10 protein-coding genes are annotated in these 11,896 nt (G+C 63.8%); 5 read left to right on the top strand and 5 right to left on the bottom strand.

What is annotated here, in order from left to right:
• The first annotated feature begins 29 nt into the window (after positions 1-29).
• Positions 30-635, top strand: coding sequence for a HutD/Ves family protein (locus FM101_RS02150; protein ID WP_086994785.1), 606 nt, complete (start codon positions 30-32; stop codon positions 633-635).
• Here FM101_RS02150 and FM101_RS02155 read toward each other — a convergent pair.
• The gene (locus FM101_RS02155) at positions 632-1,129 is read right to left on the bottom strand and encodes a MarR family winged helix-turn-helix transcriptional regulator (RefSeq protein WP_143269173.1); all 498 of its coding nucleotides are present in this window, start codon (positions 1,127-1,129) and stop codon (positions 632-634) included. The genes FM101_RS02150 and FM101_RS02155 overlap by 4 nt on opposite strands.
• A gap of 85 nt (positions 1,130-1,214) precedes the next feature.
• Between FM101_RS02155 and FM101_RS02160 the strand changes: the two genes are divergently transcribed.
• Both FM101_RS02160 and FM101_RS02165 read left to right on the top strand, forming a co-directional pair.
• Positions 1,215-4,487 carry an efflux RND transporter permease subunit gene (locus FM101_RS02160; RefSeq protein WP_179204204.1) on the top strand — a complete coding sequence of 1,091 codons (3,273 nt, stop codon included), beginning with the start codon at positions 1,215-1,217 and terminating at the stop codon, positions 4,485-4,487.
• A gap of 122 nt (positions 4,488-4,609) precedes the next feature.
• Positions 4,610-5,779, top strand: coding sequence for an AI-2E family transporter (locus FM101_RS02165; RefSeq protein ID WP_086994791.1), 1,170 nt, complete (start codon positions 4,610-4,612; stop codon positions 5,777-5,779).
• A gap of 274 nt (positions 5,780-6,053) precedes the next feature.
• Here FM101_RS02165 and FM101_RS02170 read toward each other — a convergent pair whose 3' ends face one another.
• Both FM101_RS02170 and tdh read right to left on the bottom strand, forming a co-directional pair.
• Positions 6,054-7,253, bottom strand: coding sequence for a glycine C-acetyltransferase (locus tag FM101_RS02170; RefSeq protein WP_086994794.1), 1,200 nt, complete (start codon positions 7,251-7,253; stop codon positions 6,054-6,056).
• A 24-nt stretch (positions 7,254-7,277) separates the two neighbouring features.
• Complete coding sequence (tdh, locus tag FM101_RS02175; protein WP_086994797.1) at positions 7,278-8,327, bottom strand: L-threonine 3-dehydrogenase; 1,050 nt, start codon at positions 8,325-8,327, stop codon at positions 7,278-7,280.
• 131 nt (positions 8,328-8,458) lie between these two features.
• Here tdh and FM101_RS02180 point away from each other — a divergent pair, with 131 nt between their 5' ends.
• Both FM101_RS02180 and FM101_RS02185 read left to right on the top strand, forming a co-directional pair.
• On the top strand, positions 8,459-9,379 hold the full coding sequence (locus FM101_RS02180; protein ID WP_086994800.1) for a LysR family transcriptional regulator: 921 nt from the start codon (positions 8,459-8,461) through the stop codon (positions 9,377-9,379).
• Between the two features lie 154 nt (positions 9,380-9,533).
• Complete coding sequence (locus FM101_RS02185; protein WP_086994803.1) at positions 9,534-9,731, top strand: hypothetical protein; 198 nt, start codon at positions 9,534-9,536, stop codon at positions 9,729-9,731.
• Positions 9,732-9,835: 104 nt separating this feature from the next.
• Here FM101_RS02185 and FM101_RS02190 read toward each other — a convergent pair whose 3' ends face one another.
• Together FM101_RS02190 and FM101_RS02195 are read right to left on the bottom strand one after the other, a co-directional pair.
• Entirely contained in the window at positions 9,836-10,615 is a 780-nt protein-coding gene (locus FM101_RS02190) for a type 1 glutamine amidotransferase domain-containing protein (protein ID WP_086994806.1), read from the bottom strand.
• Between the two features lie 63 nt (positions 10,616-10,678).
• The gene (locus FM101_RS02195; protein WP_086994809.1) at positions 10,679-11,860 is read right to left on the bottom strand and encodes a Gfo/Idh/MocA family protein; all 1,182 of its coding nucleotides are present in this window, start codon (positions 11,858-11,860) and stop codon (positions 10,679-10,681) included.
• Between the last annotated feature and the right edge of the window lie 36 nt (positions 11,861-11,896).

Raw genomic sequence — 11,896 nt, forward strand, 5'->3', positions numbered from 1 at the left:
GCCACACCCCTTAACGTCAGGATCCGTGCATGAACATCCCCGCTCCCGCCCACGTCATCCGTTTCGCGTCGCTGACCCCGGAACGCTGGCGCAATGGCGGGGGCACCACGGTGGAAATCGCTTGTTCGGCAGCACCGCCGGAACCTGGCGCGGAGGCCGTGGCGTCCGGCCCCGACTGGCAGTGGCGCATCAGCATCGCCGACGTGGCCCGGGAGGGCGAGTTCTCCGCCTTCCCGGGCTGCGAACGGATTCTGACCGTCATCGACGGTGAGTTCATGCTGCTCACCGTCGACGGCGTCGAGCAGGGACTACAGAAGTACCGGCCGTTCCGTTTTGATGGCGGCGCCCAGACCGGCGCCACCTTGCCTGAGGGGCCGATCAGGGACCTCAATTTGATCACCGGGCCCAGCCACCGGGGCCACGTGGTCATCCTGGAGCTTTCGAAGAAACGCCCGCACCCGGTTTTCGGGGACCAGCATGCGGTCTTCCTCCAGGGCAACGCGGCAGTATCTGCCGGCCCAGAGGCCGAACCCCTGGGGCTCGAACGGCTCGATACCGTGATCGGCAACGACACGGCTCCTCCTGAGATCTCCGGACGAGGCTTCCTCGCCGTCGTTTCCCACGACCTGGCCTAGACCGTTCCGGTCGGTGTGCCGTCCTCGACGAGGGCGACTGCCGCGAGGGCTTCGAGCCCCTGGACGAGGGCCCGCAGATCGGCGACCGCCAGCCGGGCCATCGCCGCCTTGCGATACCGATCGGCGTCGATGATCACCGCTTGGAGCATCTCCCGACCATGGTCGGTGGCCACCAGACGACGTGAGCGGCCATCGCGTTCATCGGGGAACCGTTCCACGACTCCCTGACTGACCAACCGGTCCACGATCCCCGATACCGTCGCCAGCGACACGTGAAGAACTTCGGAAATACGCTGGGACGTGGCATCACCATTGGCGGTGATCACCACCGCCGCGGCCTTGAGCTGCTGAACGGTCAGGGGCAGAGAGAGCAGCGCCTCCAGGGAGGCGTCACGACGCATTCGATCAGCACTCGACTCCAGTGCCTCGATGCGTTCCATCAACGCTTCGCGCTCGCCCATGCCCCTCATTTCGTCGTCGTCCACAGTAGCCACCCAGCAAATGCTTAGCCACAAGCTATGCTTATTTGGTTACAGCTTATCGGCTGATCTTCCCCGCTGCCTGCCGAAGGATCCCCTCGTGCACCATCTCGCCCGCCTCAGCCTCGCCAACAGGGCTGTCGTCGCGCTCCTGACGCTCATCATTGCCGTGGCCGGTTTCGTTTCGATGGGTTCACTCAAGCAGGAGCTGATCCCGCCGATCAGCATCCCTCAGACGACGATCCTAACCACCGCCGTGGGGTCCAGCCCTGAGTTGATCGACGAGCAGATCAGTCTGCCGCTCTCCCAAGCAGTCAAGGGTGTCAGTGGAGTCGAAACCGTTTCTGCCACCTCGGCTCCGTCGGTGTCCACCATCACGGTGGCCACCGAATACGGTTTGGACCAGGACAAGGTCGAATCGAGTCTGCGTGAGGCCGTCGCCTCCGTCTCCTCGAAGCTCCCCGAGGGTGCCGACCCCGAGATCCTGGCTGGCAGCACCTCAGATATTCCCGTGGTCATGTTGACTGCTTCCTCCGATGCCTCCGCCGAAAGCCTCAGCCATAGCCTGGAAACAGCCGTCCTGCCCGAGATCCAGGGCATTGAAGGGGTCCGTGACGTCCAGCTCAGCGGCGAGACGAAACAGCGGATCACGATCGATCCCGACGCCAAAAAACTGGCTGCCGCCGGTCTTGGACAGCAGACCATCTCCTCCGCCCTGAAGGCCAATGGTACGACCCTTCCCGCGGGAACCATCATCGAGGACGACCAATCCGTTTCGGTCCAGGCCGGCAACGCCATCGAATCCCTCGACGCCCTCAAATCACTGCCCCTGCTGCCCCCCAGCCCGGCGGCGGGTGACGATGGCGCTCCGGGCCAGGGCGCCCCCGGTCAGGCGGACCAGGGCCAGGACGCTCCGGGCCAGGACTCGGATGCCGCAGCGGGCCAAGCCCCTGCCGCCCCCGCGGCCCCCGCCAGCGGGCCACTGAAGACCATTGGCGATGTCGCTTCGGTAAAGGTGACCAACGAGAAGCAAACATCCATCACCCGGACCAACGGCGAACCCAGCCTCTCCGTCCAGGTCACCGCGCTGCCCGATGCCGACATCGTGTCCATCTCCCATGCTGTCAATGACAAGCTCGACGGCTTCAAGGATGCCTTGGGCGCAGGTGCAGCCATCACCCCGATCTTTGATCAGGCCCCATTCATCGAGCAGTCGATCAACCATCTGGCCATCGAGGGCCTGTTGGGATTGGCCTTCGCGGTGATCGTCATCCTCGTCTTCCTGCTCTCCGTGCGTTCGACACTGGTCACAGCGATTTCGATCCCGATCTCGGTCCTGGTCACCTTCATTGGGCTTAACGTGGGCGGCTATTCGCTGAACATGCTCACCCTGGGCGCCTTGACCATTGCCATCGGTCGCGTGGTCGACGACTCGATCGTGGTCATCGAGAACATCAAACGGCATCTGGGCTATGGGGAAGAAAAACGCCAAGCCATCCTGACAGCGGTGAAGGAGGTTGCCGGGGCGATCACCGCATCGACGCTGACCACGATCATGGTCTTCCTCCCTATCGCCTTGGTCGGCGATGTGGTGGGGGAACTGTTCAGGCCCTTCGCCCTCACCGTCGCCATCGCGATGCTCTCCTCGCTGTTCGTGGCACTGACCATCGTCCCGATCCTGGCCTACTGGTTCATGCGCCAACCGCAGCATGACGTCGACCCGGCCGAGGTTCGCGCCGCTTCCGAGGTCAAGGAGCGCAAAAGCCGGCTACAGCGCGGGTACCTCCCGATCCTGCGCGGCACCCAGCGCCACCCGGTCTGGACGCTGGTCGGTGCCGTGATGATCCTGGTCCTGACCGCAGGCATTCTGCCCCTATTGAAGGTCGACTTCCTGGGCAGCACCGGCCAAAACAGCCTGCAGGTCACCCAGCAGTTCAAGACCGGCGCCGATCTGAAGACGATCAGCACCCAGGCCCAGGCCACCGAAGAAGCCCTGATGGATTCCGAGGGTGTCCAAAGCGTCCTGCTGACCGCAGGAGTGGGCGGGGAAGGCCTAGCCGCCATGCTCGGAGGAGGTGCCAGTTCGGCGTCCTACACGGTGAACACCGACCCCGATGGCGACCAGAGCGACATCAGCGCGAATATCCAAAAACGTCTGGCTGATCTGCCCGACGGCAAGGACATCTCAGTTGGTGAGGCAGCTGCCTACGGAAGCAGCACGGTGGACGTCATCGTCAAGGCTCACGACGATAAGTCGGCACTGACCCAGGCCTCGGGCCAGGTGCTCTCCGCCCTCAAGGACACCCCGCATTCCACGGATATCGCCAGCGACCTTGCGACGGACCAGCCCACGATCGAGGTCGTGGTGGACCGCACCAAGGCCGCGCAGGCCGGGCTGACCGAAATGCAGGTCTCAGGGATCGTGGCCTCCGCAGCCAATCCGCAGGCGGTGGACAGCATCAGGATCGACGGCAAGGACCTCTCCGTCTACGTCGACAGCGGCTCTTCGGTCGCCTCGCTGAAGGAACTCAAGAACTCCCCGGTCCCCAGCGCCTCGGGGATGAAGAAGCTCTCGGAACTCGCAGATATCAAACCCACCAGCGTGCCTTCCTCGGTCAGCCGGCAAGGTGGCCAACTCGTCGCCACGGTCTCGCTGACCCCCGATGAGGGCGAACTGGGAGCGGTGACCTCAGCGGTCACTGACTCGTTGGATGGCATCGACCTGCCGCCGGGGGCCTCGGTGGAAATCGGCGGTGTCAGCGCGCAGCAGACGGATTCGTTCAAGCAGCTGGGGTTGGCCATGCTGGTCGCCATTGCGATCGTCTACTTGCTGATGGTGGCCGAGTTCAGGTCCCTGCTGCAACCGCTGATCCTGTTGGTGTCGATTCCGTTTGCCGCGACCGGGGCGATCCTGCTCATGCTCGTCTCCGGCAAACCGCTGGGTGTGGCCTCGATGATCGGTTTGCTGATGCTCATCGGCATTGTGGTCACCAACGCGATCGTGCTCATCGACCTGGTCAATCAATACCGGCGTCAGGGCCAGAGTGTCCAGGACGCCGTCGTCAATGGTGCCCGGCAGCGGCTGCGTCCGATCCTGATGACCGCTCTGGCGACGATCTTCGCCCTCACGCCGATGGCCTTGGGCGTGACCGGTTCCAGCGGGTTCATCTCCCAAGACTTGGCCATCGTGGTCATCGGCGGATTGGTCTCCTCCACGGCCCTGACGTTGGTTCTGGTGCCGGTGCTATACCAACTGGTCGAAGGTCGGCTCGAGAAACGTGAACAGCGCAAGGCCGGGACGTCCAAGCCGCAGGGGGCCCATGCGGCACCGGTGGAGCCTGACCTGCCGTCGAATACTGCCACGCACGGCTAAGCCGGCAACGGTTCCTCGCGGCCGACGGAAGAGATCGATCTTCCATTGGTCTGGTGGCTGCCTCGCGGTAGATTATAGGCATCGACAGACCGGCCGGCCTGCCCTCCATCAGAGGAACCAGCATGGCTGCACAGCAGAGCAATCGGAAACTTCAGGGGCCTTTCGGCTCCGGCCAGGGGGCAGCAGACCCGTGGGCAGATGCCTTGGGCCGGGCCAGTATCCGTTCCGCCCAGACACTGCTGGTCATCCTTTTAGCCGTCGTACTCATCTGGGCGGCAACGCGGGTGCCATTGGTCTTGATTCCTGTTTTGATTGCCTTGATTCTGGCCTCGGCCATCGCACCGCTGGTGCGCTGGCTCATCGGACACCGCTGGCCACCCATCCTGGCGGTGCTGACCTGCCTGGTCACGATCATGGCGGTGATGGGCGGCGTCGTCACGGGCATCGTCACGTTGATCCAGCACCAGTCCGCCGAACTGGCCAGCCGTGCGGTGGACGGCGTCGAACAACTTCACGGGTTTCTCGTCACCGGCCCCTTTGCCCTCAGCAACCAGCAAATCAACGCCGCCGGGGACAAACTCCGGGGGTTCCTCTCCAGCGGGACGTTCAGCACCGAGGCCATCTCCGGGCTGCGGGTTGCCGGGGAAACCGTGGCAGGAGTGGTTCTCGTTGCCGTGATCTTGTTCTTCTTCCTCAAGGACGGAGAGAAAATCCGCGGCTTCCTCATCGGATTCCTTCCGGAAGGCCAACGCGCCAGGGCCTACCTCGCCGCCGAACACAGTGCCGTGGTGCTGGGCGGTTATGTCCGCGGAACGGCGATGATCGCGGCCATCGACGGCCTGATCGTCGGCGTCGCCCTGGTCATCCTCAGGGTGCCATTGGCCCTGCCATTGGGCGTCTTCGTCTTCTTGGGTGGTTTCGTTCCCATTATCGGAGCCACCCTCGCCGGCACATTGGCCGTCCTGGTCGCTCTGGTCTCCAATGGCCCGGTCTCTGCCCTCATTGTCCTGGCCGTTCTGATCGGGGCGAATCAGCTCGAACACCACCTGCTCCAACCCCTGCTCATGGGGCGGGTGCTCCATATCCATGGGCTAGTGATCCTGTTGGCGCTGGCCGCCGGGGCGGTACTGGCCGGCATCGTGGGGGCGCTGCTCGCGGTGCCGCTGACCGCCGTGGGCTGGACCGTGTTGAAGACCTGGTCCCAGCATGCCGCAGAGGCCTCCGACATCGTCGAGGCAGCCACCGGGGATCCCCCGGCCGACGAACACGACACCGATTCAGAAACCACCTGAGAGTGGGTCCTGGCCCCGGCCGGCGCGTCGACCTAGCGGTACATCCCTCCCCGATCGATCTGCCCGCGGATATTGCGCAGGGCAGCCGCCCTTTCCGGAGCGGAGTCGCGCAACTGCCGCGCCCGTCCTCCTGCATCCTCTTGGCGGGCGCCCTCCGGTGGCCGCTGACAGTCCATGGTCGCACCCACGCCCGTTTCGTCCCTTACCCACAGCAGGCAAGGGGCCGATCCGCGATGGCGGATCGGCCCCTTTTTTCACCCATGTACTGCTCCGGCTACCGGGCGGCGATGAACGCCTGCACGCAGGCCTCGACGTCCTCGGCTGAGTGGGCTGCCGAAAGCTGGACGCGGATGCGTGCGGCGTCGCGGGGAACCACCGGGAAGCTGAACGCGGTGACGTACACCCCGTGTTCGAGCATCGTGTCGGCCACCGCTGCCGCCTTGGCTGCATCACCGAACATCACCGGGATGATCGCGTGTTCTCCATCGAGCAGTTCGAAGCCCTCTTCGGTCATCCGCCGACGGAACAGGGCCGCGTTTTCGAAGAGCCGGGTACGCAGTTCCACGGAATCCACGACCAGTTCCAGGGCCTTCAGCGTCGCGGCGACGATGGCCGGTGCCAAGGAATTGGAGAACAGGTATGGCCTGGCCTTCTGTCGCAGCATCGCCACGATTTCCGAGCGACCCGAAACGTAGCCGCCGGAGGCACCGCCCAGCGCCTTGCCGAAGGTTCCGGTATAAATATCGACCCGCTCGGACACTCCTGCATGTTCCGGGGTTCCGGCGCCGGTGGCACCCATGAAGCCGACGGCATGGGAATCATCCACCATCACCAGGGCACCGAATTCGTCGGCTAGGTCGCAGATCTCGTTCAGCGGGGCCAGGAAGCCGTCCATGGAGAAGACACCGTCGGTGACGATGACCGAACGGCGGGGGCCGGCACCATCGTTCATGGCCGCCGCTTCGATGAGCTGGGCACGCAGGTCGCCCATATCCTGGTTGGCGTAGCGGAAGCGTTTGGCCTTGGACAAACGGATCCCGTCGATGATCGAGGCGTGGTTCAGCGCATCGGAGATCACCGCATCTTCGGGGCCGAAGAGGGATTCGAACACTCCCCCGTTGGCGTCGAAGCAGCTGGAGAACAAGATGGTGTCCTCGGTGCCGAGGAAGGCAGAAACCTTGCGTTCGAGCTCGAGGTGCAGGTCCTGGGTGCCGCAGATGAAACGCACGGAGGCCATGCCGAGGCCGCGTTCATCCAGGGCGGTCTTGGCGGCCTCGATGAGCCGCGGGTCATCGGCCAGGCCGAGGTAGTTATTGGCGCAGAAGTTCAGGACGGCGCGGGCCGGCTGGCCGAGGGCGCCGGCGGCGATGTGGCTGGACTGGGCGGAGTCGATTCGGCGCTCATGTTTGAACGTTCCGGCATCACTGATTTCCGCCAGTTCCGCAGTGAGCTGGTCCTTCAGGGTGGAGTACATGGTTCTTCCTTTCGGAACGGACGATTAGTTGAACACGGTCCAGTCGAGAATGACTTTTCCGCCTTGGCCGGCGCGTGCGGCTTCGAAGCCGGCTTCCCATTCGGTGGCCGGGAGCCGGTCGGTGACGATGGAGGAGATCCGCTCGCGCAGTTGGGCGTTGGAACCAAGCATGGCGGACATGGCGTACCAGGTCTCGTACATTTCTCGACCGTAGATGCCCTTGAGGGTGAGCATATGGGTGACGACCTTGCCCCAGTTGATGTCGATGCTGCTGCTGGGCAGGCCGAGCATGGCAATCTTGCCGCCATGGTTCATGTTGTCGATCATCTCCGGCAGCGCGGTGGCGTGACCCGACATTTCCAGGCCGATATCAAACCCTTCAACCATGCCCATTTCCTGCTGTGCCTCGCGGATCCGGTTGGCTGAGACGTCCACGGCCAGGTCGATGCCCATGCTGCGGGCGAGGTCGAGCCGGGCGGCAGAGATGTCGGTGATGACGATCTTGCGGGCCCCGGCATGGCGGACGACTTCGGCGGCCATGAGCCCAATCGGCCCGGCCCCGGTGATCAGCACGTCTTCACCCACCAGCGGATAGGCCAACGCCGTGTGGACGGCGTTGCCGAAGGGATCGAAGATGGCTCCGAGTTCGGGGGTGATGGATTCGTCGCGGTGGACCCAGGCGTTGGTTTCGGGGATCACCACGTATTCGGCGAAGGCCCCGTCGCGCTGGACGCCGACGGAGACGGTGTTGATGCACATCTGCCGCCGACCGGCGCGGCAGTTGCGGCACATCCCACAGACCACATGCCCCTCGCCGGAGACCTTATCGCCCAGCTGGACGTGGGTCGCCAGTTCCCCGACCTCAACGACCTCGCCGTAGAACTCGTGGCCCGGGATCAGCGGGGCCTCGATCATGGAACGTGCTGCTTCGTCATAGGCCAAGATATGCAGGTCGGTGCCGCAGATACCAGCGGTCTCCACACGGATTTTAACCTCATGCGGGCCGGTGACGGGTTCGGGGCGATCAACAAGCTCCAGGCCCTCGTGCGGACCGGATTTATACAGTGCCTTCATGGGATCCTTACTGGCTACGTCCGTGGTGCGGCAACCAAATACCGCCTCTGTCCCCAGTCTGACACCGGGATGACGACTTCAACGGTTAAGAACATGTGCCATTATCTGAAGCGACGATTTAGGATGAGCTAATGGAAGTTCATCAGTTGCAGATTCTCCGCGAGCTCGGCGATCTCGGCAGTGTCCGTGCCGTTGCGACGTCGATGTTCGTGACCCCCTCTGCGGTGTCCCAACAATTGGCCCTGCTTCAACGCGGCGTCGACGTCCCACTCACCCGCAAGGAAGGCAGGACCTTGGTCCTCACGGAGGCCGGTAGGATTCTGGCCAACGCCGGGGCCGCCGTCATCTCTTCGATGGCTGATGCCCGGGCAGCCATCGGGAACTACCAGAACGACGCCGCTGCATCGGTCACGCTCGCTGGCTTCCACTCGGTTGGGCAGTCCCTTTTCGCTCCGTTGTTGGCCCGGTTGAAGGCGGCGCAGGGACCCCAATTGCTCTTCTCCGACGAGGACGTCGCCCAAGACGACTTCCCGGCGCTGACTTCCCGCTATGATCTGGTCCTGGCCCACCGGATGGACCACACCCCGCCCTGGTCCGAACGACAGGTTTCCGTGGTGCCTCTGGCCCATGAGCCGCTGGATATCGCCGTGCCCATCGGCCACCGGCTGGCAGGGCATCTGGCAGTGACCCCCTCCGACCTGCTCGGTGAACGGTGGGCGGTCAGCCGCGAGGGGTACTCCCCCGCAGACATCCTGGGAGCCATCGCCGCCGTCTCCGGCGGTGCCCCCGAAATCGTCCACCGGATCAACGACTACGCCACCGTCGCCGAATTGGTCGGTACCGGAAATGTCCTGGGGGTCATTCCCCGTTACACGGCTGGCGCCTCGGTGGGTGACGGGGTGGTGTTGCTGCCCTTGGAGGGGATCGCCAACCGGCGGCGCATCGATCTTTTGGCCCGCCCCGAGTCGCTGCGAAGGCTCTCGGTGAGGCGGGTTGCCGACGCCCTGCGCCAGACCATGGCCGAACGCGCCGCAGCGACGCAGGATCATTAATCGTCGAAGGCACCCTCATCCGGTCCCGGTTCATATTTCCGAGGATGACGGCCTTCTGGCCATGGTACGTTCGCCCTGACATCGAGACCCTGGTATCTGTCTCAAATCCATGCTGCGCAGCTTTGGCATTCCCAGCTGATTCGGAGGAGCCGCCGTGAACCATAAAATCATCTGGTTGTTCCCGGGAGCTATCCTCACATTCGCCTTGGCAGCAGCGGTCCTCATCTTGACGATTCCCGCGCTATTCGGTGCGCACGAGCCGTACCAGGCGTGGCTCACATCCTCACTGGCCGTCCTCACCACGCTTCTGGGAACAGCCGTCATTCTCCTGCGCCCTCCTCGCCGGAAGTGACGCAGCCTGCAGAACCGGCAATGGCCCTCACACCGGCGGGTGTGAGGGCCATCGCCCCATGTCGGATGGTCACGACTTCAAGAGCCCAAGGTCAGCTCGAGGTGTCAGTGCCCGGTTTCCTCGGCGGCGGCCTTCTCGGCGGCTTTCTCCGCGTCCTTGGCTTCGCGCAGCGCCTGGGCTTCGGATTCCTCTTCCGCCTTTTCCTGGTGGATGACCTCGGCCAGGAGTTTTTCCATCTCCTTGGCCACGCCGCCGGCCGACGCCGGGTTTTGGCCGGTGACCAGGCGGTCGTCCACCACGACCTTCTCTTCGAAGACGTCGGCCTGAACGTGGGTTGCCCCTTGTTCTTCGAGCCGGTCGGCGAGGAAGAACGGGATGACCTTGTCCTTGCCGGCGGCGACTTCCTCGTCATTGGTGAAGGCCGCCACCTTGCGCCCCGAGACCAGGCGGAAGCCGTCGGCCAATTCAACGTTCACCAGGCCGGCCGGTCCGTGGCAGACGGCACCGACGACGCCGCCGGCATCGTAGACACCGGCCACCAGCTTCTGCAGGCCTTCACTGTCGGGGAAGTCCCACATGGTGCCGTGGCCGCCCACGAGGTAGACGCCGTCGTACTGTTCAGGATCGACCACCGCGACCCGTGCCGTGTTGTACAAGCCAGCACGGGTGGTCTCACTTTCGGTGAAGGCCACTTGGATGGGGTCTTCCCGATCGACCACGTCCTGCGGGGGCTGCCCGCCCTGGATGGACGCGAAGTCCACGATGTGACCGGAATCGGCGAACACCTTCCAGGGATGCGCGGCCTCGGCGACGTTGTATCCGGTTTTCTCACCGGTATCGCCGAGTTCGGAAACGCTAGTCAGGACCATGAGGATCTTCTTCATGTCGTGCTCCTTTCGTCCGGTTTCCCAGCCTAGAACAGATGCGGCCTCCTTCACAGGGGGTATTTATTCGCCGGCAACCCGCTCCTGGTCGGCAGCGAAATAGCTCAACACTTCGGCATCCAGCGGCGGAACCTGCCGTGCTCCCCCGTCTCCACGTAAGGATTCGGTGGCCAGGACTCCAGCAGCCACGGCAGCCCGGGCGGCCACCGGGGAGGTTTCCGTCGGGCCGCCCTGGCTAGCGAAACGCAGGAACTCCCCGATCAGCAACGGGTCCGCTCCGCCATGCCCGCCATCGGCGTCGGCGATGACCACCTCATGGTCGGCCTCGACATAGCCGCCTTGGGTCCTGCTGGTCCACACCTTGATCCGGTCTCCCGCGTGATCCCCGACGTTCTCCAAGCGTCCGTTCGTGCCGATCACTGTGTAGTTGCGCCAATAGTCGGGTGTGAAATGACACTGTTGGTAGGACGCCAGCACGCCGTTGCCCAGCACCATGTTCATCATCGAGATATCTTCCACATCGATGACCGGGTTCAGATCCTGCTGTTCGGACGGCGGCCAGTTCTCCAACGAGAACCAGTCCCCCATCCGCCGATCGGAATTATCCCTTCGTGAGGCGACGTCGCCATACACGGCCAGGGTGCCGACCGCGGAAACCTGCTGAGTATAGGCATCGGCCAGCCAATGGATGACATCGATGTCGTGTGCTCCCTTTTGCAGCAGCAGGCCGGTGGTGTTGGCCCGTTCGGCATGCCAGTCCTTGAAGTAGTAGTCGCCGCCGTTGCCGACGAAGTGCCGGCACCAGACGGCCTTGACCTCTCCTATGGTTCCCGCCTGGATGATCTCCCGCATCTGGCGAATCACCGGCATATGGCGCATGTTGTGTCCGACATACAGTTTGGTCCCGGTCCGGAAAGCCGTTTCGAGGAGGGCATCCACAGCTTCGAGCGTGACGTCCAACGGCTTCTCACAAAAGGTGGGGATCCCTGCTTCGAGAGTGCGTGTAGCCACCGCTGCATGTTGATGATCCGGGGTGAGGACCAGAACTGCGTCCAGCCCCGCAGTCAATAAGAGATCGAGGTCGGCGGTCACGGTGGCTTCGGGCAGCTTGGCAGCCGCATCGGCGCGGCCCCGTTCGCTGGTATCGCACACCATGGTGACCACCGATCCCTCACCAGGGCGGTGGGCATGCCGGAAAAGTCCTGAGCGCAGGCCGAAACCGACGACCCCTACTTTGAGATCCACGAATCTAACTCCTTAACTATTGATAAAAATGTCACC

Origin of the sequence: Arthrobacter rhombi, assembly GCF_900163545.1 — a bacterium.
Taxonomy (GTDB): Bacteria; Actinomycetota; Actinomycetes; order Actinomycetales; family Micrococcaceae; genus Arthrobacter_H; species Arthrobacter_H rhombi_A.

Excerpts from the sequence above, each read along its gene's own strand:
- tdh (WP_086994797.1), bottom strand. The coding sequence starts at position 8,327 with ATGAAGGCACTGTATAAATCCGGTCCGCACGAGGGCCTGGAGCTTGTT.
- FM101_RS02165 (WP_086994791.1), top strand. The coding sequence starts at position 4,610 with ATGGCTGCACAGCAGAGCAATCGGAAACTTCAGGGGCCTTTCGGCTCC.
- FM101_RS02190 (WP_086994806.1), bottom strand. The coding sequence starts at position 10,615 with ATGAAGAAGATCCTCATGGTCCTGACTAGCGTTTCCGAACTCGGCGAT.
- FM101_RS02150 (WP_086994785.1), top strand. The coding sequence starts at position 30 with ATGAACATCCCCGCTCCCGCCCACGTCATCCGTTTCGCGTCGCTGACC.
- FM101_RS02180 (WP_086994800.1), top strand. The coding sequence starts at position 8,459 with ATGGAAGTTCATCAGTTGCAGATTCTCCGCGAGCTCGGCGATCTCGGC.
- FM101_RS02170 (WP_086994794.1), bottom strand. The coding sequence starts at position 7,253 with ATGTACTCCACCCTGAAGGACCAGCTCACTGCGGAACTGGCGGAAATC.